21 protein-coding genes are annotated in these 25,002 nt (G+C 60.2%); 16 read left to right on the top strand and 5 right to left on the bottom strand.

Annotated elements, in window-relative coordinates; all coding sequences use genetic code 11:
- The first annotated feature begins 58 nt into the window (after positions 1-58).
- Together acnA and AACY25_RS20230 are read left to right on the top strand one after the other, a co-directional pair.
- A complete protein-coding gene (gene acnA, locus AACY25_RS20235; protein ID WP_339527086.1) occupies positions 59-2,803 on the top strand; it encodes an aconitate hydratase AcnA in 2,745 nt (914 codons plus the stop codon).
- Positions 2,804-2,887: 84 nt separating this feature from the next.
- Positions 2,888-4,453, top strand: a complete 1,566-nt coding sequence (locus AACY25_RS20230; RefSeq protein ID WP_339527085.1) for a methyl-accepting chemotaxis protein — start codon at positions 2,888-2,890, stop codon at positions 4,451-4,453.
- Positions 4,454-4,510: 57 nt separating this feature from the next.
- Here the strand turns inward: AACY25_RS20230 and AACY25_RS20225 are convergent, their stop codons facing one another.
- Positions 4,511-6,790 carry a fatty acid cis/trans isomerase gene (locus AACY25_RS20225; RefSeq protein ID WP_339527083.1) on the bottom strand — a complete coding sequence of 760 codons (2,280 nt, stop codon included), beginning with the start codon at positions 6,788-6,790 and terminating at the stop codon, positions 4,511-4,513.
- 162 nt (positions 6,791-6,952) lie between these two features.
- Here AACY25_RS20225 and metH point away from each other — a divergent pair, with 162 nt between their 5' ends.
- Positions 6,953-10,675, top strand: a complete 3,723-nt coding sequence (metH, locus tag AACY25_RS20220) for a methionine synthase (RefSeq protein ID WP_339527206.1) — start codon at positions 6,953-6,955, stop codon at positions 10,673-10,675.
- Between the two features lie 67 nt (positions 10,676-10,742).
- Here metH and AACY25_RS20215 read toward each other — a convergent pair whose 3' ends face one another.
- A complete protein-coding gene (locus AACY25_RS20215; protein ID WP_339527082.1) occupies positions 10,743-11,357 on the bottom strand; it encodes a Crp/Fnr family transcriptional regulator in 615 nt (204 codons plus the stop codon).
- Positions 11,358-11,433: 76 nt separating this feature from the next.
- Between AACY25_RS20215 and AACY25_RS20210 the strand changes: the two genes are divergently transcribed.
- Positions 11,434-12,369: a sterol desaturase family protein gene (locus tag AACY25_RS20210; RefSeq protein ID WP_339527081.1), complete on the top strand. Its 936-nt coding sequence runs from the start codon at positions 11,434-11,436 to the stop codon at positions 12,367-12,369.
- A gap of 41 nt (positions 12,370-12,410) precedes the next feature.
- Here the strand turns inward: AACY25_RS20210 and AACY25_RS20205 are convergent, their stop codons facing one another.
- Positions 12,411-12,713, bottom strand: a complete 303-nt coding sequence (locus AACY25_RS20205; RefSeq protein WP_090256153.1) for a DUF1883 domain-containing protein — start codon at positions 12,711-12,713, stop codon at positions 12,411-12,413.
- 145 nt (positions 12,714-12,858) lie between these two features.
- Between AACY25_RS20205 and AACY25_RS20200 the strand changes: the two genes are divergently transcribed.
- From AACY25_RS20200 to AACY25_RS20190, 3 genes are all read left to right on the top strand, one after another.
- A complete protein-coding gene (locus tag AACY25_RS20200) occupies positions 12,859-13,332 on the top strand; it encodes a hypothetical protein (protein WP_339527079.1) in 474 nt (157 codons plus the stop codon).
- Between the two features lie 16 nt (positions 13,333-13,348).
- The gene (locus AACY25_RS20195) at positions 13,349-13,957 is read left to right on the top strand and encodes a hypothetical protein (RefSeq protein ID WP_339527077.1); all 609 of its coding nucleotides are present in this window, start codon (positions 13,349-13,351) and stop codon (positions 13,955-13,957) included.
- Positions 13,958-14,037: 80 nt separating this feature from the next.
- A complete protein-coding gene (locus AACY25_RS20190) occupies positions 14,038-15,069 on the top strand; it encodes an RNA methyltransferase (protein WP_339527076.1) in 1,032 nt (343 codons plus the stop codon).
- Between the two features lie 102 nt (positions 15,070-15,171).
- On the opposite strand, the gene nfuA is transcribed toward AACY25_RS20190, so the two are convergent.
- Positions 15,172-15,756: a Fe-S biogenesis protein NfuA gene (gene nfuA / locus AACY25_RS20185; protein ID WP_339527074.1), complete on the bottom strand. Its 585-nt coding sequence runs from the start codon at positions 15,754-15,756 to the stop codon at positions 15,172-15,174.
- A gap of 108 nt (positions 15,757-15,864) precedes the next feature.
- Entirely contained in the window at positions 15,865-16,545 is a 681-nt protein-coding gene (locus AACY25_RS20180) for an alpha/beta family hydrolase (RefSeq protein ID WP_339527072.1), read from the bottom strand.
- A 106-nt stretch (positions 16,546-16,651) separates the two neighbouring features.
- Here AACY25_RS20180 and ccoN (AACY25_RS20175) point away from each other — a divergent pair, with 106 nt between their 5' ends.
- The 9 genes from ccoN (AACY25_RS20175) (at position 16,652) to ccoG (ending at position 24,994) form a co-directional block, all read left to right on the top strand.
- Positions 16,652-18,103, top strand: a complete 1,452-nt coding sequence (ccoN, locus tag AACY25_RS20175; RefSeq protein WP_339414386.1) for a cytochrome-c oxidase, cbb3-type subunit I — start codon at positions 16,652-16,654, stop codon at positions 18,101-18,103.
- The gene (gene ccoO / locus AACY25_RS20170; protein WP_339414385.1) at positions 18,103-18,711 is read left to right on the top strand and encodes a cytochrome-c oxidase, cbb3-type subunit II; all 609 of its coding nucleotides are present in this window, start codon (positions 18,103-18,105) and stop codon (positions 18,709-18,711) included. Before ccoN (AACY25_RS20175) ends, ccoO (AACY25_RS20170) begins: the two co-directional genes overlap by 1 nt.
- A 4-nt stretch (positions 18,712-18,715) precedes the next feature.
- Positions 18,716-18,901 (top strand): cbb3-type cytochrome oxidase subunit 3, encoded by a 186-nt coding sequence (locus tag AACY25_RS20165; protein ID WP_339527070.1) that lies wholly within the window; start codon positions 18,716-18,718, stop codon positions 18,899-18,901.
- Positions 18,898-19,836, top strand: coding sequence for a cytochrome-c oxidase, cbb3-type subunit III (ccoP, locus tag AACY25_RS20160; RefSeq protein WP_339527068.1), 939 nt, complete (start codon positions 18,898-18,900; stop codon positions 19,834-19,836). Before AACY25_RS20165 ends, ccoP (AACY25_RS20160) begins: the two co-directional genes overlap by 4 nt.
- Before the next feature lie 380 nt (positions 19,837-20,216).
- On the top strand, positions 20,217-21,659 hold the full coding sequence (gene ccoN, locus AACY25_RS20155) for a cytochrome-c oxidase, cbb3-type subunit I (protein ID WP_339414382.1): 1,443 nt from the start codon (positions 20,217-20,219) through the stop codon (positions 21,657-21,659).
- Positions 21,659-22,267, top strand: coding sequence for a cytochrome-c oxidase, cbb3-type subunit II (ccoO, locus tag AACY25_RS20150; protein WP_339414381.1), 609 nt, complete (start codon positions 21,659-21,661; stop codon positions 22,265-22,267). Before ccoN (AACY25_RS20155) ends, ccoO (AACY25_RS20150) begins: the two co-directional genes overlap by 1 nt.
- 6 nt (positions 22,268-22,273) lie before the next feature.
- Positions 22,274-22,459 (top strand): cbb3-type cytochrome oxidase subunit 3, encoded by a 186-nt coding sequence (locus tag AACY25_RS20145; protein WP_339414380.1) that lies wholly within the window; start codon positions 22,274-22,276, stop codon positions 22,457-22,459.
- Positions 22,456-23,445: a cytochrome-c oxidase, cbb3-type subunit III gene (gene ccoP / locus AACY25_RS20140; RefSeq protein WP_339527066.1), complete on the top strand. Its 990-nt coding sequence runs from the start codon at positions 22,456-22,458 to the stop codon at positions 23,443-23,445. The genes AACY25_RS20145 and ccoP (AACY25_RS20140) overlap by 4 nt, the downstream gene beginning before the upstream one ends.
- A gap of 136 nt (positions 23,446-23,581) precedes the next feature.
- Positions 23,582-24,994 carry a cytochrome c oxidase accessory protein CcoG gene (gene ccoG / locus AACY25_RS20135; protein WP_339527064.1) on the top strand — a complete coding sequence of 471 codons (1,413 nt, stop codon included), beginning with the start codon at positions 23,582-23,584 and terminating at the stop codon, positions 24,992-24,994.
- Positions 24,995-25,002 lie beyond the last annotated feature (8 nt).

The following is a 25,002-nucleotide window of genomic DNA, read 5'->3' as shown; positions in this document are numbered from 1 at the left end:
TTAAGACTCTGTTGCAAACAACCCGGCTTATACCGTGACAAGCCCCAGGAGACGCGCAATGCCTTCCTTAGACAGCCTGAACAGCCGCCGCAGCCTCGATGTAGACGGCCAGACCTTCCACTACTTCAGCCTCCTCGAAGCCGCCAAATCCCTCGGCAATATCGACCGTTTGCCGATGTCGTTAAAAGTGCTGCTAGAGAACCTGTTGCGCTGGGAGGATGGTAAAACCGTCACTGGCAACGACCTGCAAGCCATGGCCGATTGGCTGAAAACCCGCAGTTCGGAGCGCGAAATCCAATACCGCCCCGCGCGCGTATTGATGCAGGACTTCACCGGCGTGCCGGCGGTCGTCGACCTCGCGGCCATGCGTGATGCCATGGCCAAGGCCGGCGGCGACCCGCAGATGATCAACCCGCTGTCACCGGTCGATCTGGTGATCGACCACTCGGTGATGGTCGATAAATTCGCCAGCCCTGCCGCATTCGCGGAAAACGTCGCCCTGGAAATACAGCGCAACGGCGAGCGTTACGCCTTCCTGCGCTGGGGCCAACAGGCTTTCGACAATTTCCGCGTGGTGCCACCAGGCACCGGTATCTGCCACCAGGTCAACCTGGAATACCTCGGCCGCACCGTATGGAGCAAAGAGGAAGACGGCCTGACCTATGCCTTCCCCGACACCCTGGTTGGCACCGACTCGCACACCACCATGATCAACGGCCTCGGCGTGCTCGGCTGGGGCGTTGGTGGTATCGAAGCGGAAGCGGCGATGCTCGGCCAGCCGGTGTCGATGCTGATTCCCGAGGTAATCGGCTTCAAGCTCAGCGGCAAGCTGCGCGAAGGTATCACCGCCACCGACCTGGTGCTGACCGTCACGCAGATGCTGCGCAGCAAGGGCGTAGTCGGCAAGTTCGTCGAGTTTTACGGCGACGGTCTGGCCGAGCTGCCCCTGGCGGATCGCGCGACCATCGCCAATATGGCCCCAGAGTACGGCGCCACCTGCGGCTTCTTCCCGGTCGATGAAATCACCCTGGGCTACCTGCGCCTGTCCGGCCGCCCCGAGCAGACGGTGAAATTGGTCGAGGCCTATTGCAAGGCTCAGGGCCTGTGGCGCGAGCAGGGCCAGGAGCCGGTATTCAGCGACAGCCTGAACCTGGATATGAGCAGCGTCGAAGCCTGCGTAGCGGGACCGAAACGCCCGCAGGACAGAGTCACCCTGCCCCAGGTCAAACAGACCTTCGATGACTTCGTTGGCCTGGGGCTCAAACCGCCCATTAAAGAGGAAGGCCGCCTGCTGAGCGAAGGCGGTGGCGGCACAGCCATCGGCAGCGATGAGTCGTGTGAGGCATACGAATATGAGTACGAAGGCGAAACCCACCGCCTGCGCAACGGTGCGGTGGTGATCGCCGCCATCACCTCCTGCACCAACACCTCCAACCCCAGCGTGATGATGGCAGCCGGCCTGCTGGCGAAGAAGGCCTGCGAGAAAGGCCTGCAGCGCAAACCCTGGGTCAAGAGTTCCCTGGCACCGGGCTCCAAGGTGGTGACCGACTACTTCAAAGCAGCCGATCTGACCCAGTACCTGGACCGCTTGGGCTTCGACCTGGTCGGTTACGGTTGCACCACCTGCATCGGCAATTCCGGACCGCTGCTCAAACCCATCGAACAGGCGATCCAGCAGCACAGCCTAACGGTGGCCTCGGTACTTTCCGGCAACCGCAACTTCGAAGGCCGCGTGCATCCGCTGGTGAAAACCAACTGGCTGGCCTCCCCGCCTCTCGTGGTGGCTTATGCCCTGGCCGGCAGCGTGCGCCTGGACCTGAGCAAAGACCCGTTGGGTATCGGCAGCAGCGGTGAGCCGGTGTACCTGCGCGATATCTGGCCTAGCCAGGCGGAAATCGCCGAGGCGATTCAGAAGGTCGATACCGCGATGTTTCATAAGGAATATGCCGAAGTGTTTGCCGGTGATGAGCATTGGCAGGCGATCCAAGTGCCGCATAGCGATACTTATGCCTGGCAGGCCGATTCCACCTACATCCAGCATCCGCCATTCTTCGAAGCCATCAACGAGGCACCGCCGCATATCGGCGATATTCATCAGGCACGCATCCTCGCCTTGCTCGGCGACTCGGTGACCACCGACCACATCTCGCCGGCCGGCAACATCAAGGCCGACAGCCCGGCTGGCCGTTACCTGCGCGACCAAGGCGTGGCGCCTGAGGACTTCAACTCCTACGGTTCGCGCCGCGGCAACCACCACGTGATGATGCGCGGCACCTTCGCCAATATCCGCATCCGTAATGAAATGCTCGGCGGTGAGGAAGGCGGCAACACCTTGCACGTGCCCAGCGGCGAGCAGCTGTCGATTTACGATGCAGCCATGCGCTACCAGAAGGACGGCACGCCGCTGCTGGTGATCGCCGGCAAGGAATACGGCACCGGCTCGAGTCGCGACTGGGCCGCCAAGGGCACCAACCTGCTGGGCATCAAGGCCGTGCTCGCCGAGAGTTTCGAGCGTATCCACCGCTCCAACCTGGTCGGCATGGGCGTGCTGCCGTTGCAGTTCAAACCTGGGCAAAACCGCAAAACTCTAAAGCTCAGCGGTAGGGAAATACTCAATGTCTGCGGCCTGGATGGCGTGGAACTGCACCCCTCAATGCCACTGTCTCTGGACATCCTGCGCGAGGATGGCAGCCGTGAGAGCTTCGAAGTCGTATGCCGCATCGATACCCTCAATGAAGTGGAGTATTTTAAGGCCGGCGGCATTCTCCACTACGTGCTGCGCCAGTTGATCGCTGCCCCTTGAGCCAGGCATTTGCGCTGCAATGATTATTAAATTTCAGGCTCAAGCGGCCGATTACCTGACATCGACCAAAGGAATGCCAGCACCATGCGCAATAACCAACCTATTACTCAGCGCGAGCGCACCTTCCCGGCGCAACAACGGCTGATCTCCACCACCGACCTCAAAGGCCAGATCACCTACTGCAATGACGCCTTTGTCGAGATCAGCGGGTTTAGTCACGATGAGCTGATTCGTGCGCCGCACAATCTGGTGCGCCACCCAGACGTGCCGGCAGCCGTGTTTCAGCATATGTGGGACACCCTGAAGAAGGGCCGGCCGTGGATGGGCATCGTCAAAAACCGCTGCAAGAGCGGTGATCATTACTGGGTCAACGCCTACGTCACGCCGGTAACGGAAAACAATCAGGTGGTGGGTTATGAATCGGTGCGGGTCAAGCCGACAGCTGAGCAAGTGCGCCGCGCCGAAGGGTTGTATCAACGTATCAATGCCGGCCAGTCGGCGATCCCCAACAGTGATCGCTGGCTACCGGTACTGCAGAACTGGCTGCCGTTTATCCTGGTCAGCCAGGTCGGCTTCCTGATCGGCGTGTGGCTCGATTCCAGCTGGGGCTTTGCCATTGCCGCTGGCTTGTCGGTGCCGCTGGGTCTGGCTGGCCTGAACTGGCAACAGCGTGGCCTCAAGCGCCTACTGCGCCTGGCCGACCAGACCACTTCCGACCCGCTGATTGCGCAGATGTACACCGACAGCCGCGGCGCCCAGGGCCGTCTGGAGATGTCCATTCTCAGCCAGGAGGCCCGCCTGAAAACCTGCTTAACCCGTCTGCAGGACACCGCCGAGCAGCTCACCCAGCAAGCCAAACAGGCCGACAGCCTCGCACACAACAGCTCCGCCGGGCTTGAGCGCCAGCGCAACGAAACTGACCAGGTGGCCACTGCCATCAATGAAATGGCCGCCACCACCTTGGAAGTCGCGAGCAACGTGGCGCGCACGGCCATCGCCACTCAGGATGCCAACCGCCTGACCAGCGCGGGGCGCAGCATTGCCAGCGAAACCCGCCAGGCCATTCAACGCCTGTCGCAATCGGTCGGTGATACCGGTGAAACGGTGACCCGCCTGGCCCAGGACAGCAATGAAATCGGCGGCGTGGTCGATGTGATCAAAGGCATCGCCGACCAGACCAACCTGCTCGCCCTGAACGCCGCCATCGAGGCCGCTCGCGCTGGCGAAATGGGCCGGGGCTTTGCCGTGGTCGCCGATGAAGTGCGCTCATTGGCGCAGCGCACCGCCGAATCCACCGGGCAGATTCACCAGCTGATCGCCAAGTTGCAGCGCACCGCCGAAGAAGCGGTGCTGACTATGGAAGTCGGCCGCAAACAAGCGGACGAAGGGGTTGAGCGCGTGCAGCAAGCGGACGAGGCGCTGGCCGGCATCAGTGATGCGGTGGCCAATATCGCCGACATGGCCAACCAGATCGCCGCCGCTGCCGAGGAGCAAAGCGCAGTCGCTGATGAGGTCAATCGCAGCATCACCACCATCGCCCAACTGGCCGACCAAACCGCTGGCGAAGCGCATGACACCGCTCTGCTCAGCGAAGCCCTGACGGCAACCGCGCAGGGCCAGTATGCGCTGGTAGAACGCTTTAACCGCTAGCCTGAGCGCCAAGCAGCAGCCGCTCCCGGCGGCTTGCTGCCTATCCTCCTTTAGCCCTTACAGATTCTCGTAACGGTTCATATCCAGCACGCCGGCTTCCAGCGGTTCGGTTTGCTGGATATATGTCGACATATCGTGGAAGTAGCGCCAGAAGTCTGGGTGTGTACGGCGAATGCCCCAATGCTCGACGACTTTCTCGAAGGCTGTTGCATCGCGCGCCTGCTCCAGCGCCGTAACAAACTCCGCCGTCTGCTCTATCTGGATATTGAAGATAAAGTTCGGGTAGCTGCTGAGCACGCCCGGATACACCGTCAGGGTATCTAGCCCAGGCTGGTAGCGCAGTTCCTCACCGAGCATAAAAGCCACGTTGGTGTGCGCACGGTTGCGCAGCAGGCTGTAAACCTCACGCTGACCGTTGGCCATTTCCAACCGCAGCAAGGTTGCCTCCGGCAGTTGCTTGATCACCTTGAGCGTGCCACCCGGTTTGCCGGTCAGACGGCTCAGCGATTGTTCGGCGCGCTGCAATTCGGCGTCCAGCCCCGAGCGGTGGCAATGCGCACCAGCGCAGCGGTTGATCGGGTCGGGTCGTGCATTGAGGCTGCCATATCGGGCCAACAGGGCTTCGACAAAACTGCGTTTGGGATCACTGCCTGGCAACTGCAAGGCGCTCGGGCTGTCACTGTCGATAGCTTGATAGTCCAGCCAGGCCTTAAGTTTGCCACCGCTCTGGTACCAGTCATCCAGGTAGCCCTGACGAGACTCAGCCGGCATAAGCCGCAGGAAATTGACCTCGGCGCCGTTGCGGATCAAATCGAAGTACAACCGCGTCTGCGCCTGGTGCGACACATTGCCGAACACATCGAAATTCACCACCAGTTGGTAGTAGGTGCGCTCCAACAACGGGAAGTCCAGCCACCAGAGCGTTTGCGGCACCTCGCCGATCAAACCTTTGCGCACCGAGGCGCTGTCATGCTGGCGGAAGATCGACAGCAGCGCGTTGTCGTTACCGGCCCAGATATGCGACCAACTCGGCGCGGGGGCATTGGCATAGCGCTGCATGCGCAGCGCTTCGTACTGATTACGCTTGTCACGGTAGGTGCGCCACAGGCCGATCAAGTCACCGATGCTGTCCTGCTGACCAGGCATGGCCAGCAGTTCCTTGGCTTGATCGCGATACTCGGGGTCGGTGATATACAGGTCGTGCTGCGGGTCTTGGAACACCGCCCAGAAGTTATCGCGAATCACATCCGTAGCAATCTGCCCACGGCACACCGGGCCGCGAATAAAGGTGCGCACAAAGTATTCGGCGTTATCCAGCATAAATTGGTAACGCGCCTGGGCTGGAATCGCGGCAAAGGTCTCGAAAGGGTTGGCGCGGCGCAACAGGCTGTAGCCCGGCACCGCATCGACCGGCCAATCGCTGGCGAAAAACAACTGTTTAACCCGGTCCAGCTTCGCCGCACTCAGCCCATAGGTGATATGGGTCTTGTGCACAATCACGCCCTGCACTGGCGTCAGGCGGTAATAGAACTCATTGCCTGGGTCCTCGTTAGGTAGGCGCGTGGCGATGATATCCACCGGCTGACCGCTGGCGGTGCGCGAACGCACCATCTGGAAGAAATGCCCTGGCTCGCCGCCGGCAAAATGCAGATGAGCAAGAAACAGATGCTCGTACAGCCAACGCGACACCAGCGCCTCGCGGGCTCCGGGGGCGTTCATAAAGGCTTCCCAGCTGGCGATCTGCTGCGCCTCGGCTGTGCTGGCCTGCAGCGCCTGCTGGTCAATCGGCGCACCCTGCTCGATCCAAGCCTGCAGCGTCTGGTAGTCGGCCTCACTCAAGCCGGTCACCGCGAACGGCATGCCGGCTTGCGGATTATTGCGGGCAAACTTGTCGAATTCCTGCGGCAACGGACATTGGTTGACCCGGTCGATACTGATATTCAGCTCAGCCGGCAATTTGCTGTTGCCGACAAACGGCTGCTGATGGCCCAACTCCAGCATCCGCGCCATCAGCGCGGCCTGGCTGCCCTGCGAGTCCAATACGGAGGTAAAACCCTTGCGCTGCCAGGCTGCTGCGCCATGGGCATCAACAAACAAGCGCGTGGTGGCCTGCGCCTGGGTGCGCGTGCCGTTGTACACCGTGGCCTTGCTGGCGCCGCGCTGCACGCCTTCACCGCTGCCCAGGTTGAGCTGGCAGGCAGCGTCGTAGCAGGCATGGCAGGCCACGCAGTTCTTGGTAAAAATCGGTTGAATATCACGGCTGTAGGAGATGGGTTCAGCCGCCTGTAATGAGCCGATGAACAACAAACACACGCCAAGCAGTAAGCGGCAGACCATGGAAACATCTCTAAAATGGCTTAAGCGCCGATTCTAGCTGGCGCCGGCTGACCAAGGCCAATCCGCAAACATGAGTCAGATTCATGTAAAAGCGCAACCCACTGCAAAAGCGTGCAGCTTTGTTATCATCGCGCATCTTTTTTTCACGCGTCCCAGGTAGTTATCTCCATGTCTCTGTCCGATCGCAGCGCCCGCCTCCACGCACTTCAGCAAGCCCTGAAGGAACGCATCCTGATTCTCGACGGCGGCATGGGCACCATGATCCAGAGCTACAAGCTGGAGGAAGAGGACTACCGTGGCGCGCGCTTCGCCGATTGGTCGCAGGATGTCAAAGGCAACAACGACCTGCTGATCCTCAGCCGCCCGGATGTGATCGGCGCGATCGAGAAGGCCTACCTGGATGCCGGCGCCGACATCCTCGAAACCAACACCTTCAACGCCACCCAGGTATCCCAGGCCGATTACGGCATGGAGAGTCTGGTGTATGAGTTGAACGTCGAAGGCGCGCGCCTGGCCCGTAGCGTGGCCGATGCCAAGACCCTGGAAACCCCGGATCGCCCGCGCTTTGTTGCCGGCGTGCTCGGCCCTACCAGCCGCACCTGCTCGATCTCCCCGGACGTGAACAACCCCGGCTACCGCAACGTCACCTTCGACGAGCTGGTGGAAAACTACGTGGAAGCCACCCGCGGCCTGATCGAGGGCGGCGCGGACATGATCCTGATCGAAACCATCTTCGACACCCTCAATGCCAAGGCGGCAATCTTCGCCGTGCAGCAGGTGTTCGAGGACGATGGCGTTGAGCTGCCGATCATGATTTCCGGCACCATCACCGATGCCTCCGGCCGCACCCTGTCCGGGCAGACCACCGAAGCCTTCTGGAACTCGATCAATCACGCCAAGCCGATTTCCGTGGGCCTGAACTGCGCCCTCGGTGCCAAGGACCTGCGCCCGTATCTGGAAGAACTGTCGGCCAAGGCCGGCACCCATGTGTCGGCCCACCCCAACGCCGGCCTGCCGAATGCCTTCGGTGAATACGACGAAACCCCGGCGGAAATGGCCGCAGTGGTGGAAGAATTCGCTGCCTCGGGCTTTTTGAACATCGTTGGCGGCTGCTGCGGCACCACACCGGCGCATATCCAGGCGATTGCCGAAGCGGTGAGCAAATACCCGCCGCGCGCCATTCCGGATATTCCCAAGGCCTGCCGCCTGTCCGGCCTGGAGCCCTTCACCATCGACCGCAACTCGCTGTTTATCAACGTTGGCGAGCGCACCAATATCACCGGCTCGGCCAAGTTCGCCCGGTTGATCCGTGAGGACAACTACACCGAAGCCCTGGAAGTCGCCCTGCAGCAGGTGGAAGCCGGTGCCCAGGTGATCGACATCAACATGGACGAGGGCATGCTCGATTCACAGAAGGCCATGGTTACCTTCTTGAATCTGATCGCCGGCGAGCCGGACATCTCCCGCGTGCCGATCATGATCGACTCCTCCAAGTGGGAAGTGATCGAAGCCGGCCTCAAGTGCATCCAGGGCAAGGGCATCGTCAACTCGATTTCCATGAAAGAAGGCGTCGAGCAGTTCAAGCACCACGCCAAGCTGTGCAAACGCTACGGCGCCGCTGTGGTGGTAATGGCCTTCGACGAAGCCGGCCAGGCCGACACCGCCGCGCGCAAACGCGAGATCTGCCAGCGCAGCTACGACATTCTGGTCAATGAAGTGGGCTTCCCGCCGGAAGACATCATCTTCGACCCGAACATATTCGCCGTGGCCACCGGCATCGAGGAACACAACAACTACGCGGTCGACTTTATCGAGGCCTGCGCCTATATCCGCGACCACCTGCCCCACGCCCTGTCGAGCGGCGGCGTGTCTAACGTGTCGTTCTCCTTCCGCGGCAACAACCCGGTGCGTGAAGCCATTCACTCGGTGTTCTTGTACTACGCGATCCAGAACGGCCTGACCATGGGCATCGTCAACGCCGGCCAGTTGGAAATCTACGACGAGATTCCTAAAGAGCTGCGCGACGCGGTGGAAGACGTGGTGCTTAACCGCAACGAAGGCGCGACTGAAGCGTTGCTGGCGATTGCCGACAACTACAAGGGTGACGGCAGCGTCAAGGAAGTAGAAACCGAAGAGTGGCGCACCTGGAACGTGGTTGACCGCCTCAAGCACGCGCTGGTCAAGGGCATCACCAGCCACATCATCGAAGACACCGAAGAGTGCCGCCAGCAGTGCGCGCGCCCCATCGAAGTCATCGAAGGCCCACTGATGGCCGGGATGAACGTGGTCGGCGACCTGTTCGGCGCCGGCAAGATGTTTCTGCCCCAGGTGGTGAAATCCGCCCGGGTAATGAAGCAGGCGGTCGGTCACCTGATCCCCTTTATCGAGCTGGAAAAAGGCGACAAGCCGGAAGCCAAGGGCAAGATCCTTATGGCCACGGTCAAAGGCGACGTGCACGATATCGGCAAGAATATCGTCGGTGTGGTACTCGGCTGTAACGGTTACGACATCGTCGATCTGGGCGTGATGGTGCCGGCGGAGAAGATCCTGCAAACCGCGATTGCCGAGAAGTGCGACATCATCGGCCTATCCGGGCTGATCACCCCGTCGCTGGATGAGATGGTGCATGTCGCCCGCGAGATGCAGCGCCAGGGCTTCCACCTGCCGCTGATGATCGGCGGCGCGACCACCTCCAAAGCCCACACCGCGGTGAAGATAGAGCCCAAGTACCAGAACGATGCGGTGGTCTACGTTACCGACGCCTCGCGTGCGGTCGGCGTGGCCACTCAGTTGCTGTCCAAGGAACTCAAGGCCGATTTTGTCGAGCGCACCCGCCTGGACTACATCGAAGTGCGCGAACGCACCGCCAACCGCAGCGCCCGCACCGAACGCCTGAGCTACGCCAAGTCGGTGGAAAACAAACCCAAGTTCGACTGGGCAACCTATCAGCCGACCGTGCCGACGTTTACCGGCGTCAAGGTGCTGGAGAATATCGACCTCAAGGTGCTGGCCGAATATATCGACTGGACGCCGTTCTTTATCTCCTGGGACCTGGCCGGCAAGTTCCCACGCATCCTTACCGACGAAGTGGTTGGCGAAGCGGCCACCGCGCTTTATGCCGATGCCAAGGAAATGCTGAACAAGCTGATCGACGAGAAACTGATCAGCGCCCGCGCCGTGTTCGGCTTCTGGCCAGCCAACCAAGTGAATGACGACGATCTGGACGTCTACTCAGGCAACGGCGAGAAACTGGCCACCCTGCACCACCTGCGCCAGCAAACGATCAAGCCGGACGGCAAGCCGAACTACTCCCTGGCCGACTTCGTCGCGCCGAAAGACAGTGGCATCACCGACTATGTCGGCGGCTTTATCACCACCGCCGGCATCGGTGCCGAAGAAGTGGCCAAGGCTTACCAGGACGCCGGCGACGACTACAACTCGATCATGGTTAAAGCCCTGGCCGACCGTCTGGCCGAAGCCTGCGCCGAGTGGCTGCACAAAGAGGTGCGCACCACGCATTGGGGCTACGAGCCGGACGAGCAGCTGAACAACGACGAGCTGATCAAGGAAGCCTATAAAGGCATCCGCCCTGCCCCTGGTTATCCAGCCTGCCCCGATCACACCGAGAAAGGCACGCTGTTCAACCTGCTCGACCCGGCAGCCACCCACAACCAGGCCGGTTGCAGCGGCGTATTTCTCACCGAGCACTACGCCATGTTCCCGGCGGCCTCGGTCAGCGGTTGGTACTTCGCCCACCCACAGGCGCAGTATTTCGCCGTCGGCAAGATCGACAAAGACCAGGTGGAAAGCTACACCGCGCGCAAAAAGCAGGACCTGAACGTCAGCGAACGCTGGCTGGCGCCAAACCTGGGCTACGACAACTAAGCAGCCCAAACCGCGAATAGAGCCCTATGACTGCCGAGCCTCGTATTTTTACGAGCGCTCGGCAGTGCTACTGCGGCTTGCTGCGCCCCTGCACCAAACCCATACGCGAGCGGATGCGTGACAGCGCCACATTGGTGATGCCCAGATAGCTGGCCACGTGCTGCAGCGCAATACGCGGCGCCAGGGCGGCACGCTGCTGCAGAAACAAGCGGTAGCGTTCCCCCGCATCCAGCAACAGCAGCTCGGCTTCACGCTGGGCACTGCGCTCCAACACAGCACGAATACCGTCGCTAAGAATTTCCTGCACCACCGGCAACTCAGCCTGCCAATGGCGCAGCACCTCATAACGCAACTCCAGCAGCACGGTCGGCTCCAGGGTCACGATGCCCACAGCACTGGTGACGGCATAGGGCGGCGTCCCCCAACCGACCCAGTTGCCCTCGGCATGAAAGGCCGCAGTACGCTCCAGCCCCTGCTCGGACAAATGCACCACACGCAGCAGGCCGCTGACCACGAACCAGCAACGGTCACTGAGTTGACCCGGCCGTAGCACCGTCTGATTGGCCGCGTAGCTCTGGCGCGGAAGGTTCTGCCAGAGATCGGTGAGTTGCGGGTATTGCTCGAGCATGCCGAGCAACTGCGGCGCACAGGCCAGGCAGTCATAGAGAGAATCTGAGGACATCGATAAACCGAGGTTAATGCGCAGCCGGTGGCGCAGGCATGAAGCTAGCACCACCTCGTTCTGGATGACACCCCGCATGCACAGCCTAAAACAACCTACACGCTCAAATACTGACAGAAAAGCCCTACACAGCGGCCTGAACTGGGCCCACCTCGGCGCCCTGCTGCTAATCACTGGCTGGGCAACGCTAGGGCTCTACACGGGCTGGAGCAGTTTCGTGCTGCTGAGTGGCGGACTGCTACTGGTGCTGCTCTGGTTTGGCCTGTGGGAATGGCGCTGGCCACACCGCGCGGATTGGCAAGCCCAGCCCGCCGACCGCAAGCGTGATGGGCTATTCATGCTCGCGTTATCCGCCACCGATGCCCTGACCGACACATTGATACGCAGCCTGGTGATGCTGTTTAACGCCGACGCCCAAGGCCCCGCCACGGGGCTGCCACTGTGGCTGGCGGTGCCCTTGGCGGCGCTGCTGGGGGAGTTTGGCGACTACTGGTTGCATCGCTACAAGCATCGCGGTGGCTGGCTGTGGCGTGTGCACTTCGTGCACCACCGCCCCAGCGCCCTGAACGTCAGCAACAACTTCACCACGCACCCGCTGGATCTGCTGCTGCGCAAATCGGTGCATATCCTGCCGCTCTGGTTATTGGGCTTCGAGCCCATGGCCATTGCCCTGGCAGCGCTGTTCTCGCAAACCCAATCGTTCGCCACTCACGCCAATAGCCGCGGCACCTTGGGCTGGTTGAATTATCTGATCGGCAGTGCCGAGCTGCACCGCTGGCATCACAGCGTGAATGTTGCCGAGGCGCAAAACTTCGGCACCGCGCTACCGCTCTGGGACCAGTTATTCGGCACTTTCCGCTGGAGCGCTGGCGAGCCTGCGGCACTGGGTGTAAAAACCAGCTCCGAGCAGCCAGACGAGCACGATATTCGCGGCCTCCTCAGCTACCCGTTCAGCCGTTCGTGGCCGCACAAAAGTGCGGCAAAAGCAGAGCGAATGGGTACACAGCGATAGAAGGACTAGGAACAAGGGCGCTTATGCGTCCCCCCAACGCATCAACTCAGGCGAGAAGTTGATTTACGCACGATCTTGATCGAATGCTTGAGCGTCGGCTTGCGCGTAACGCTGATGGCTTTGCGCGAGACCGTATCGATGGTGATATTCCAGAACCCACTGCTAGGCACGGTGATCTTCGCCGGAAAGGTGTCAAACGCGCCGCCGTGGTAGGTATGCCGGCCGCCATTTTTGAAGCTGCGAAAGTTGGCATCGCTCATCAGGCGAATGTTGCAGGTCTGCGAGCACTCGATGACGACCACGTCGTCTTCGTTAAGGTGTTCGCGCTGGTGTATAAATTTCATGCTGTGTCCCCACACATTTTTCCGGGCGCGACCATAGCACAGCAGCACCCAGGCAAGCTGAACGTTTGCCAGCTAACCTTAGCCGGTCAGCCGTACCCAAGCGCGATATCCTCTCGATCAATCATGTCCGGACAAGGATGCTCCCATGCCCCGTCGGCTTTTGCTGCTTCTCCCTCTGCTTATCACCGGATGCAGCTCGCCCAGCTACTTCGAGGCTGTGCAGCCGTCCAGTCCGCAGCAGGCAGTGCTTTATCTGTATAGACCGGAAGCCAGCAATCCAGGGCTGATGCAACCGCTGCGCTATGACTACCCGGAAGTGTTTATCGACGGACAGAGCATTGGCACATTGAAATTCAATGGCCATCGGCATGTCGAGCTGGCACCGGGTAAGCACAGCGTACGCATAACCGGGCTGAGCCCAGCAGCCAAGTGGGAACCCCGTGATATAGAACAATCACTCACTCTTAAACCGGCGCAAATCACCTACCTGAAGCTGAATGTGCAGTACCAGTTGGATGAAATGGTACTGGGCCAACCCGGGCCCCGCTATAACATCCGCCTAACCCCGATGCGCAGCGAAGACGCCGTCTACGAAATTCGCCACACCAAGCCGCAGTAGCCCTAGGAGATCGCGCATGCCAATCAGCAAACATCTGGGACTTTTAATGCTCAGTGCTTCCCTGCTCACCGGCTGCAGCAGCCAGGGGAAGGATGAGGCGCTAGCCAGCGAGGGCCAGACCACCCGAGTCATTCAAGAAGGCGTGCCAGGTGGCGTGGCCACTCAAGTCGAAGAGATCAACGCCGTGGTCAGCTCCATCAACTACGCCACCAGCAGCGTCACGCTAGAGGATGCGCAAGGCCATCAGAGCAGCTTCACTGCCAGTCCGGAAATGATCAACTTTCCGCAATTGAAAGTCGGTGACACGGTTAATGCCACCGTCGTTCTAGAACAAATGGTGTACTTGCGTGAGCCCGGCGAGCCCAGTGCAGATGGTGGCGCTGGCGTGATCGCCACGGCGCCAGCCGGCACCAAACCAGGCATGCTGATTGCCGATAGCGTCGAAGTCACCGCGCTGGTTAAAGGCATCGACACCGTCCTGCAAACCGCCACTCTTGAGTTCGCCGATGGCACCCGCAAGACGGTAAAAGTACGCCCTGACGTCCAGCTCAAGACCGAACACCTCAATCGCCAGGTGGTCATTCGCCTGAGTTCGGCGCTGGTTATTCGCGCGCAAGCCCAGTAATCCATACCGCTCGCGGACTCAGGTCCGCCGAGCCGGTCACGCTTCGCCGCCCCCGCGCACAGTGGTAGCATGCGCGCCCCATGCATATTCACGACTTTCACCAACGTCTCACCGATCTCGGTGCCAAGCCCATGCACATCGGGCGGATTACCCGTGCCTGGCTGCGCGGCATGCCGCTGGATACCGGTACGCGTAATCAGAAGACCGAAAACTTTCTGCCGCTGGCGGTGCGTAATGCCCTGCCGGAAATAAGCAGCGAGCTCGATGGGCTGGCACGCCTAAGCTCCGAACACCCGGCGACGGATGGCTCGGCTCGTTTATTGGTAGAGCTGGCCGACAAGCAGATGGTGGAAAGCGTGCTGCTGCCGCGCGATGGCCTGTGCGTGTCCAGCCAGGTCGGTTGCGCGGTGGGCTGCGTGTTCTGCATGACCGGCAAGAGCGGCCTGTTGCGCCAGCTGAGCACCGCGGAAATCGTCGCTCAGGTGGCCCTGGCGCGGCGCTTCCGAGCGGTGAAGAAAGTGGTATTTATGGGCATGGGCGAGCCGGCGCATAACCTGGATAACGTACTCGAAGCGATCAACCTGCTCGGCACCGAGGGCGGCATCGGCCAGCGCAACCTGGTGTTTTCCACGGTCGGCGACCCACGGGTGTTCGAGCGTTTACCACAGCAACAGATCAAGCCGGCGCTGGCGTTGTCGCTGCACACCACCGATGCCGAACTGCGCCAGACGCTGCTGCCGCGCGCCCCGCGTATTGACCCTGAAGAGCTGGTCGAGCTGGGCGAGACCTACGCGCGGCAGATCGATTACCCGATCCAGTACCAGTGGACGCTGCTCAAAGGCATCAACGACAGTCAGGCGGAAATGGACGGCATCCTGCGTCTGCTCAAGGGCAAGTACGCGATCATGAACCTGATCCCCTACAACAGCCTGGAAGCAGACGAGTTTCAGCGCCCCGATGGCGACCGTATCGTGCAGATCGTGCGCTACCTGCACAGCCGCGGCGTACTGACCAAAGTGCGCAACTCGGCGGGCCAGGACATTGATGGTGGCTGCGGACAACTGCGTGCACGGGCAACCGAGGTGCTGGATCGGCGCAAAAGCCGCGCATAAGTCATGACGGCACCGTTGCGTCGCGGCTAAAGCCCCTCCCACGCTAGGTAACCGCCATAAAAAATGCCCGCAGATCGCGGGCATTTTTATTTAGCCATCTACTTAGTAGTAGGCGTTTTCCTTGTTGGTGTGGTCGGTCACATCACGCACACCTTTAAGCTCGGGAATCCGCTCAAGCAGGGTTTTCTCGATGCCTTCCTTGAGCGTCAGGTCAACCTGGCCGCAGCCCTGGCAGCCGCCACCGAACTTCAATACGGCGATACCGTCGTCGACCACATCGATCAGGCTGACTTCACCGCCATGGCTGGCCAGACCGGGGTTGATCTCGGTCTGCAGGTAGTAGCTGATGCGCTCGTTGATCGGGCTGTCTTCATTGACCATCGGCACTTTGGCGTTCGGCGCCTTGATGGTCAGCTGGCCACCCATGCGGTCGGTGGCGTAGTCGACCACGGCGTCTTCCAGAAACGGCTCGCTGACGGCATCAATCCAGGCGGTAAAACTGGCCAGACCCAGTGCGGTGTCTTCACCCTTCTGCTCGCCCGGCTTGCAGTAGGCAATGCAGGTTTCGGCGTACTGGGTGCCCGGCTGGGTGATAAATACGCGAATGCCGATGCCCGGGGTGTTCTGCTTGCTCAGCAGATCAGCCAGATAATCGTGGGCAGCGTCGGTAATGGTAATGGTGCTCATGGCAACTCCTCGCAAACATGGGCGCAGTGTACGCCACTCACCCGCGCCGGCAAAGTCCTAGTGTTTTAGTAGGAATAACAGTCATTCATTAAACGCCAGCCCTGCCGCCTATGCCCAGAGGAACTGCGCAATCGCATCGGCCGCCGTTTGCATGTGCTGCTGATGGGTGAAGCCCGAGCTTTTTAGCGGCTTAAGGTCGTGATCCCCAGCGCTCAGCCAGTGCAGTTTGATCGCCTCAGACAGTGCGTAGCCGGCCACCGCTTGGCGATCCCCCAAGGCATCTCGCTCACCCTGAATGATCAAAGTCGGCGTGCGCAGTTCGGCCAGGTGCGCGACGCGCGGCTTTTCCGGTTTGCCGACGGCATAAAAGGGATAACCCAGGCACACCAGCGCATCGACGCCCAACTCATCGGCCAGCAGGCTGGCCATGCGTCCGCCCATGGACTTGCCGCCGATGGCCAGCGGCCCTGCGACCTGTTGGCGCACCTGGGTGTAGACCTCGCGCCACTGTTCGAGCAGCTGTGCCTGGGGGTTGGGTGGGCGCTTTTTGCCGTCAAGACGCCGCGCCGCCATATAGGCGAACTCGAAGCGCAACACGGCAACCCCGCGTGCAGCAAGGTTTTGCGCCACCTGCTGCATAAAGTCGCTGTCCATCGGCGCACCGGCGCCGTGGGCCAGAATCAGGGTGGCGCGCACCTCGCCAAGCGGGCGATCCCACCGCCAACTGCTATCACCCTGCCACTGCGCGCATTGATCCTCGTCAATACCCGCAATCTGCCCTTTGCTCATGCTTGCCTCGCTTAAAGAATCCGTTGGACTGCGGCGCAGATCGTACAGGCCCGCAGCCATGGATTTTCGATGATCTGCCTATAACCGTGGATGGAAGCCCCCTGAAATGAACATAAACGGGAACACAACCAGCAGTTCCGCCTACAACTACAAGGTGGTTCGCCAATTCGCCATCATGACGGTGGTGTGGGGCATTGTCGGGATGGGGCTCGGCGTGTTTATCGCCGCGCAACTGGCCTGGCCCGAGCTCAACTTCAACCTGCCGTGGACCAGCTTCGGCCGTCTGCGCCCGCTGCACACCAATGCGGTGATCTTCGCCTTCGGTGGTTGCGCGCTGTTCGCCACCAGCTACTACGCGGTGCAACGTACCTCGCAGGCCACCCTGTTCGCGCCCAAACTTGCCGCCTTTACCTTCTGGGGCTGGCAACTGGTGATCGTCCTGGCGGCCATCAGTTTGCCCATGGGCTGGACCAGCTCCAAGGAATACGCCGAGCTGGAATGGCCGATCGACATTCTGATCACCATTGTCTGGGTCAGCTACGCCGTGGTGTTCTTCGGCACGGTGGTCAAGCGTAACGTTAGCCATATCTATGTGGGCAACTGGTTCTTCGGTGGTTTTATCCTTACCGTGGCGCTGCTGCACCTAGTCAATAACCTGGAAGTGCCGGTCACCCTGACCAAATCCTACTCGGCCTACGCCGGGGCCACCGATGCGATGATCCAGTGGTGGTACGGCCACAACGCCGTAGGTTTTTTCCTCACTGCGGGCTTTCTGGGGATGATGTACTACTTCGTGCCCAAGCAGGCCGGGCGTCCGGTGTACTCCTACCGACTGTCCATCGTGCACTTCTGGGCGCTGATTGCCGTGTACATCTGGGCTGGTCCGCACCACCTGCACTACACCGCGCTGCCGGACTGGGCGCAGAGCCTGGGCATGGTGATGTCGCTGATCCTCCTGGCGCCGAGCTGGGGCGGTATGATCAACGGCATGATGACCCTCTCCGGGGCCTGGCATAAGCTGCGCACCGACCCGATCCTGCGCTTTCTGGTCGTCTCCCTAGCGTTCTACGGCATGTCGACCTTCGAAGGTCCGATGATGGCGATCAAGACCGTCAACGCCCTGTCCCACTACACCGACTGGACCATCGGCCACGTACATGCCGGCGCACTCGGCTGGGTCGCCATGGTGTCGATCGGCTCGCTGTATCACATGCTGCCGAAAGTCTTCGGCCGCGAGGACATGCACAGCATCGCCCTGATCAACGTGCACTTCTGGCTCGCCACCATCGGCACCGTGCTCTATATCGCCTCGATGTGGGTCAACGGCATCGCCCAGGGCCTGATGTGGCGAGCAGTAAACGAAGACGGCACCCTCACCTACTCCTTCGTCGAAGCGCTGGAAGCCAGTCACCCCGGCTTTGTAGTGCGGGTGATCGGCGGCGCGATCTTCTTCGTCGGCATGCTGGTGATGGCTTGGAACGTCTGGCAGACCGTGCGTCATACCAAGGCTGCAGAGATGGACGCCGCCGCGCAGTTTTCGCTTGAGGGAGCCCACTGATGAGACACGAAATACTCGAAAAGAACATCGGCCTGATGGCGCTGATGATGGTGCTGGCCGTGAGCATCGGTGGCCTGACGCAGATCGTCCCGCTGTTCTTTCAGGACGTCACCAATGAGCCAGTGGCCGGACTCAAGCCCTATACCGCGCTGCAACTGGAAGGCCGCGACATCTATATCCGCGAGGGCTGCGTTGGCTGCCATTCGCAGATGATCCGCCCGTTTCGCGCCGAAACCGAACGTTATGGCCATTACTCGGTAGCCGGTGAAAGCGTTTATGACCACCCGTTCCTCTGGGGCTCCAAGCGCACCGGGCCGGACCTGGCTCGGGTTGGCGGGCGCTACTCGGATGAATGGCACCGCGCGCACCTGTACAACCCACGCAACGTAGTGCCGGAGTCAAAAATGCCTGCCTATCCATGGTTGGTGGAAAGCACCCTGGATGGCCAGGACACCGCCAAGAAGATGCAGGCCCTGCGCTTTCTCGGCGTGCCGTACAGCGAGGAAGACATCGCCGGCGCCTCCGCTGCCGTCAAAGGCAAGAGCGAGATGGACGCCATGGTCGCCTACCTGCAAGTGCTCGGCATTGCCGTGAAGAACAAGAGGTAGCGCCATGTCATTCGAATTTATTGATACAGGCACCCTGCGTGGCATCGGCACGGCACTGGTTCTGCTGTCGTTTGTCTGCGTCACGCTATGGGCTTACAGCGGCAAGCGCCCCCCGGCGTTTGATGAAGCCGCCCTTTTGCCCTTTGCCGATGAACCCAAGCTGGCTGCCCCAAGGAGCAAGACCCCATGAGCACGTTTTGGAGCTGGTACATCACACTGCTGACCGTCGGCACCTTGCTCGCCCTGTTCTGGCTGATTTTCGCCACCCGCAAAAGCGAAGTTCACAAGAACCCCACCGAGCAGACCATGGGACATGCCTTCGACGGCATCGAGGAATATGACAACCCGCTGCCCAAATGGTGGTTCATGCTGTTTATCGGCACCATCGTCTTCTCGATTGGCTACCTGGTGCTGTACCCCGGCCTAGGTAACTGGAAAGGCGTGCTGCCGGGCTATGAAGACGGCTGGACCCAAGTCAAGCAGTGGCAGCGCGAAGTCGACAAGGCGGACGAGCTGTATGGGCCGATCTTCGCCAAATACGCAGCCATGCCCCTGGAAGAAGTCGCCAAAGATGAACAGGCTCTGAAAATGGGTGGACGCATGTTTGCTACCTACTGCTCAGTCTGCCATGGCTCCGACGCCAAGGGTGCAGTGGGCTTCCCCAATCTGGCCGACAACCACTGGCGCTGGGGCGGCGAGCCTACTGTGATCAAGACCAGCATCCTCAATGGCCGTATGGGCGCCATGCCCGCCTGGGCTGCTGTCATTGGTGAAGACGGCGTGCAACAGGTTGCAGCTTATGTACGCAAGGACCTGGCCGGCCTGCCGCTGCCCGCCGACAAGAGCGTCGACCTGCAACAAGGCGCCGCCATATTTGCCTCCAACTGCCAAGCCTGCCACGGCGCGGAAGGCAAAGGCCTGGCCATGCTCGGCGCGCCTGATTTGACCAGCCCAGCTGGCTGGATCTACGGCAGCAGCCTGGTGCAGTTGCAGCAAACCATCCGCCATGGCCGTAACGGCCAGATGCCCGCGCAAGAGCAGTATCTGGGCAACGACAAGGTGCATCTGCTGGCCGCTTATGTACTGAGCCTGAGCCAGCACCAACAGAAAGCCGCCGCACAGTAACCGCTAAAACCGTAGCACCCGGCTGGCGACCGCAGGTCGCCAGCCACTCAACCAAGCCTCTCCCGCGCCCGGACAGCCGTCCGAGCCATGCGACCCAAGGTCGCACCCTTCCGACCAAGTGCATGCGCGCCCTTTGACTTGAGCTAATCTTGTCGACAGTCGCCACCTGTCATAACTCCAAGGCGATTCCCATCTTTGCGCTACGCCTGTTTAAGGCGTTTTATGCTTGCGGCAATGCCCTGCATAAGCGGCCGTGCATGCTTGCCAACAGCCCTGAAAGCCTTATCGCGCCGGCTTGTGTCGTTGCAATGAGAATCTGCTTTCTCCATACTTGCCGCCGATTTTTGCCCCTAAAAAATCCATTAACCGTGGAACCCATAATGAGCACTGCAATCAGTCCGACTGCTTATAACTACAAGGTGGTTCGCCAGTTCGCCGTAATGACGGTGATTTGGGGAGTCATTGGCATGAGCCTGGGTGTTTTCATTGCCGCACAGCTGGTGTGGCCTGAACTCAACCTGGGTATGGAATGGACGAGCTTCGGCCGTCTGCGTCCGCTGCACACCAACGCGGTGATCTTCGCCTTCGGCGGCTGCGCGCTGATGGCAACCTCGTTCTACGTGGTGCAACGCACCAGCCAGGTACGCCTGATCTCCGATGGCCTTGCCGCATTCGTATTCTGGGGCTGGCAAGCCGTGATCGTCGCTGCGGTGATCACCCTGCCAATGGGTTTCACTGGTTCCAAGGAATACGCTGAGCTTGAGTGGCCAATCGATATCCTCCTGGGCATCGTTTGGGTTGCTTATGCGGTGGTGTTCTTCGGCACTATCGTCAAGCGCCAGACCAAGCACATCTATGTCGGTAACTGGTTCTACGGTGCTTTCATTCTGGTTACTGCGATGCTGCACATCGTTAACAGCGCGGCCGTTCCGGTCAGCCTGTTCAAGTCCTACTCGGCCTACGCCGGTGCGACTGATGCGATGATCCAGTGGTGGTACGGCCACAACGCCGTAGGCTTCTTCCTGACCACCGGCTTCCTGGGGATGATGTACTACTTCGTGCCCAAGCAGGCCGAGCGTCCGATCTATTCCTATCGCTTGTCCATCGTGCACTTCTGGGCGCTGATCACCCTGTACATCTGGGCAGGTCCGCACCACCTGCACTACACCGCACTGCCGGATTGGGCACAGTCTCTCGGTATGGCGATGTCGATCATCCTCCTGGCACCAAGCTGGGGCGGCATGATCAACGGCATGATGAGCCTGTCGGGCGCCTGGCATAAGCTGCGCACGGACCCAATCCTGCGCTTTTTGGTGGTATCGCTGGCGTTCTACGGCATGTCGACCTTCGAAGGTCCGATGATGGCGATCAAGACCGTCAACGCCTTGTCCCACTACACCGACTGGACCATCGGCCACGTACATGCCGGCGCTCTCGGCTGGGTGGCGATGATCTCCATCGGCGCGCTGTATCACCTGCTGCCTAAGGTATTTGGTCGCCCGCAGATGCACAGCATCGGCCTGATCAACGCGCACTTCTGGCTCGCCACCATCGGCACCGTGCTGTACATCGCCTCGATGTGGGTTAACGGCATCACCCAGGGCCTGATGTGGCGTGCAGTCAACGAAGACGGCACCCTCACCTATTCCTTCGTTGAAGCGCTGGAAGCCAGCCACCCGGGTTATGTGGTGCGCATGATTGGTGGCGCCTTCTTCGTCGCCGGCATGCTGCTGATGGCTTACAACACCTACCGCACCGTGCGTGCCGCCAAGGCTTCGGAATACGAAGCGGCTGCACAGATTCCTGCCGGAGTAGCGCACTGATGAAACACGAAATCATTGAGAAGAATATTGGCCTGATGGCGCTGCTGATGGTTCTGGCCGTCAGCGTCGGCGGCCTGACTCAAATCGTTCCGCTGTTTTTCCAGGACGTGACCAACGAACCGGTTGAAGGCCTCAAGCCCTACACCGCGCTGCAACTGGAAGGCCGCGATGTATACATCGCCAACGGCTGTGTCGGCTGCCACTCGCAGATGATCCGTCCGTTCCGTGCTGAAACCGAACGCTACGGCCACTACTCGGTTGCCGGTGAAAGCGTTTGGGACCACCCCTTCCTGTGGGGCTCCAAGCGTACCGGTCCGGACCTGGCCCGCGTCGGCGGTCGTTACTCGGATGAATGGCAACGTGCGCACCTGTACAACCCGCGCAACGTAGTGCCTGAGTCGAAGATGCCGGCATACCCCTGGCTGGTCGAGCACAAACTCGACGGCAAGGACACCGCCAAGAAGATGGAAGTCATGCGTGGCTTTGGCATCCCCTACACCGATGAAGACATCGCTGGGGCCAAGGACGCAGTAAAAGGCAAGACCGAAATGGACGCACTCGTTGCGTACCTGCAGGTTCTCGGCACATCCATCAAGAACAAACGGTAACGCACTATGGATATCGGGATGATTCGCGGCATAGGCACAGCAGTGGTGTTCATCGCTTTTATTAGCGTGGTGCTCTGGGCCTACAGCAGCAAGCGTAAATCCAGCTTCGACGAGGCCGCCAACCTGCCCTTCGCCGATGATCCCAAACCCAATGAGCGTGACGAGCAATCTTCCAGGAGCAATAACCAATGACCACGTTCTGGAGTTGGTACGTAACCATTCTGTCTCTGGGCACCATCTTTGCCCTGACTTGGCTGATCTTCGGCACCCGTAAGGGCCAGCGCGAAGAAACCACCGAAGAAACCGTCGGGCATGAATTTGACGGTATCGAAGAGTTCGACAACCCGCTGCCCAAATGGTGGTTCATGCTGTTTGTCGGCACCATCATCTTTGCCCTCGGCTACCTGGTGCTCTACCCGGGCCTGGGTAACTGGAAAGGTCTGCTGCCAGGCTACGACTACCTCGACACCGAGGCCAAAACGCCCTTCGCCACCAATATCCAAATTGCCGGTGGTGCAGAGCGCAATGCAGGCTGGACCGGTGTGCACCAGTGGGAAAAGGAAATGGCTAAGGCGGAAGGCCAATACGGGCCGATCTTCGCCAAATATGCAGCCATGCCGATCGAGCAAGTAGCCCAGGACGAGCAAGCGCTGAAAATGGGCGGTCGTCTGTTTGCCTCCAACTGCTCGGTCTGCCATGGCTCCGATGCCAAGGGTGCCTACGGCTTCCCGAACTTGACTGACAACGATTGGCTGTATGGCGGCGAGCCGGAAACCATCAAGACCACCATCATGGGCGGCCGTCAGGCAGCCATGCCTGCGTGGAAAGACAACATCGGCGAAGAAGGCATCCGCAACGTTGCCGGCTACATCCGCACGCTGTCTGGCTTGAAGAATCCGGAAGGTATTGAGGTTGACCTTGCCGCAGGTCAAGACATCTTTGCTGCCAATTGTGCAGTCTGTCATGGCGCTGAAGGTAAGGGCCAACAGGCCATGGGCGCCCCTAACCTGACCGACAAAATCTGGCTCTACGGCTCCAGTTTCGCTCAGGTGCAACAAACTCTGCGCTATGGCCGTAACGGCAAGATGCCAGCCCAGGAAGACTTCCTTGGCAACGATAAGGTGCATCTGCTGGCGGCATACGTGTACAGCCTGTCGCAAGCAAAAACCGAGAAGTAATTCTCCAGCCTGACAGGCGCGACTGCAGGTCGCACCTGTCAGGCAATCGTCAGGCGTACCATAGCGCAAGAGCCCGTATGACCCCGGTCGGCACGTATCGACCAGGGCAGCCAATCAACCGCCGTGGTACGAACTGATGAGTGCACAGATTCCAGTTAAAGACATCACCCCTGCCCCGGCCAAGGTCGAAGTTGTTGACCTGTACGCCAACCGCGAAAAGATCTACACCCGCTCCTTCACCGGCATTTTCCGTAACTTGCGCATGCTCGGTGGCGCAGCCCTCTTTCTGCTGTACTTCGGCACCGTATGGTTAACTTGGAATGGCCGTCAGGCCGTCTGGTGGAACCTGCCGGAGCGCAAATTCTATATTTTCGGCGCTACCTACTGGCCGCAGGATTTCGTCCTGCTCTCGGCGCTGTTGATCATCGCCGCCTTCGGCCTGTTCTTTATTACCGTATTCGCTGGCCGCGTCTGGTGCGGCTACACCTGCCCACAGAGCGTATTTACCTGGGTCTTTATGTGGGCGGAAAAGGTCACCGAAGGTGATCGCAACCAGCGCATGAAGCTCGACAAGGCGCCGATGACCACGCAGAAATTTCTGCGCAAACTGGCCAAGCACAGTATCTGGGTCGGTGTGTCGCTGGTCACCGCGATTACCTTTGTCGGCTACTTCACACCGATTCGCGAACTGATCCCCGAGCTGTTTACCCTGCAAGCGGGCGGCTGGGCACTGTTCTGGGTTGGTTTCTTTACCCTCGCCACCTACGGCAACGCCGGTTATTTGCGCGAGCAGGTGTGCATCTATATGTGCCCCTATGCGCGCTTCCAGAGCGTGATGTTTGACCAGGACACCCTGATCGTTTCCTACGACCCGCGCCGCGGCGAACAACGCGGCCCGCGTAAGCGCGATGCCGACTACAAGGCAGAAGGCCTGGGCGACTGCATCGACTGCAAAATGTGCGTGCACGTCTGCCCCACCGGCATCGACATCCGCGACGGCCTGCAGATCGAGTGCATCGGCTGCGCCGCCTGCATCGACGCCTGCGACAGCATCATGGACAAGATGAATTACCCGAAAGGGCTGATCAGCTACACCACCGAGCACAACCTCTCCGGACAGAAGACCCACCTGGTACGACCACGCCTGATTGGTTACGCCGTAGCTCTGGTCGCGATGTTCTGCGTATTTGCCTGGGCAGTTGCCGACCGCTCGCTGGTGGAACTGGATGTGCTCAAAGACCGCGTGCTCTACCGGGAGAATGAAGAAGGCCGGATCGAGAACGTCTACACCTTGAAGATCATGAACAAGGCCCAGCATGAGGTCACTTACCTGATTGAGGCCGACGGTCTCGACGGTCTGGTCTACGAAGGCAAGCGCGAGATCAAGGCAATCGCTGGCGAGGTGCTGTCGCTGCCAGTCGAACTGTCCATCGACCCGGAAAAACTACCTTCAAGCGCCAATGAAATCACCTTCCGCCTGCACTCGGCGGATGACCCAAGTATCAAAACCGACGCCGCCAGCCGCTTTATCGGCCCCAGCGTGCGCTGAACAGAGAA

The sequence above is a fragment of the Pseudomonas sp. EA_35y_Pfl2_R111 genome, assembly GCF_963970955.1.
Classification (GTDB): domain Bacteria; phylum Pseudomonadota; class Gammaproteobacteria; order Pseudomonadales; family Pseudomonadaceae; genus Aquipseudomonas.
The sequence above is the reverse complement of the archived record's forward strand: the minus strand, read 5'-3'. Positions and strand labels throughout refer to the sequence as shown.

Coding starts and splice junctions, on each gene's coding strand:
- acnA (WP_339527086.1), top strand. CDS start 59: ATGCCTTCCTTAGACAGCCTGAACAGCCGCCGCAGCCTCGATGTAGAC.
- AACY25_RS20230 (WP_339527085.1), top strand. CDS start 2,888: ATGCGCAATAACCAACCTATTACTCAGCGCGAGCGCACCTTCCCGGCG.
- AACY25_RS20225 (WP_339527083.1), bottom strand. CDS start 6,790: ATGGTCTGCCGCTTACTGCTTGGCGTGTGTTTGTTGTTCATCGGCTCA.
- AACY25_RS20215 (WP_339527082.1), bottom strand. CDS start 11,357: ATGTCCTCAGATTCTCTCTATGACTGCCTGGCCTGTGCGCCGCAGTTG.
- AACY25_RS20210 (WP_339527081.1), top strand. CDS start 11,434: ATGCACAGCCTAAAACAACCTACACGCTCAAATACTGACAGAAAAGCC.
- AACY25_RS20205 (WP_090256153.1), bottom strand. CDS start 12,713: ATGAAATTTATACACCAGCGCGAACACCTTAACGAAGACGACGTGGTC.
- AACY25_RS20200 (WP_339527079.1), top strand. CDS start 12,859: ATGCCCCGTCGGCTTTTGCTGCTTCTCCCTCTGCTTATCACCGGATGC.
- AACY25_RS20195 (WP_339527077.1), top strand. CDS start 13,349: ATGCCAATCAGCAAACATCTGGGACTTTTAATGCTCAGTGCTTCCCTG.
- AACY25_RS20190 (WP_339527076.1), top strand. CDS start 14,038: ATGCATATTCACGACTTTCACCAACGTCTCACCGATCTCGGTGCCAAG.
- nfuA (WP_339527074.1), bottom strand. CDS start 15,756: ATGAGCACCATTACCATTACCGACGCTGCCCACGATTATCTGGCTGAT.
- AACY25_RS20180 (WP_339527072.1), bottom strand. CDS start 16,545: ATGAGCAAAGGGCAGATTGCGGGTATTGACGAGGATCAATGCGCGCAG.
- ccoN (WP_339414386.1), top strand. CDS start 16,652: ATGAACATAAACGGGAACACAACCAGCAGTTCCGCCTACAACTACAAG.
- ccoO (WP_339414385.1), top strand. CDS start 18,103: ATGAGACACGAAATACTCGAAAAGAACATCGGCCTGATGGCGCTGATG.
- AACY25_RS20165 (WP_339527070.1), top strand. CDS start 18,716: ATGTCATTCGAATTTATTGATACAGGCACCCTGCGTGGCATCGGCACG.
- ccoP (WP_339527068.1), top strand. CDS start 18,898: ATGAGCACGTTTTGGAGCTGGTACATCACACTGCTGACCGTCGGCACC.
- ccoN (WP_339414382.1), top strand. CDS start 20,217: ATGAGCACTGCAATCAGTCCGACTGCTTATAACTACAAGGTGGTTCGC.
- ccoO (WP_339414381.1), top strand. CDS start 21,659: ATGAAACACGAAATCATTGAGAAGAATATTGGCCTGATGGCGCTGCTG.
- AACY25_RS20145 (WP_339414380.1), top strand. CDS start 22,274: ATGGATATCGGGATGATTCGCGGCATAGGCACAGCAGTGGTGTTCATC.
- ccoP (WP_339527066.1), top strand. CDS start 22,456: ATGACCACGTTCTGGAGTTGGTACGTAACCATTCTGTCTCTGGGCACC.
- ccoG (WP_339527064.1), top strand. CDS start 23,582: ATGAGTGCACAGATTCCAGTTAAAGACATCACCCCTGCCCCGGCCAAG.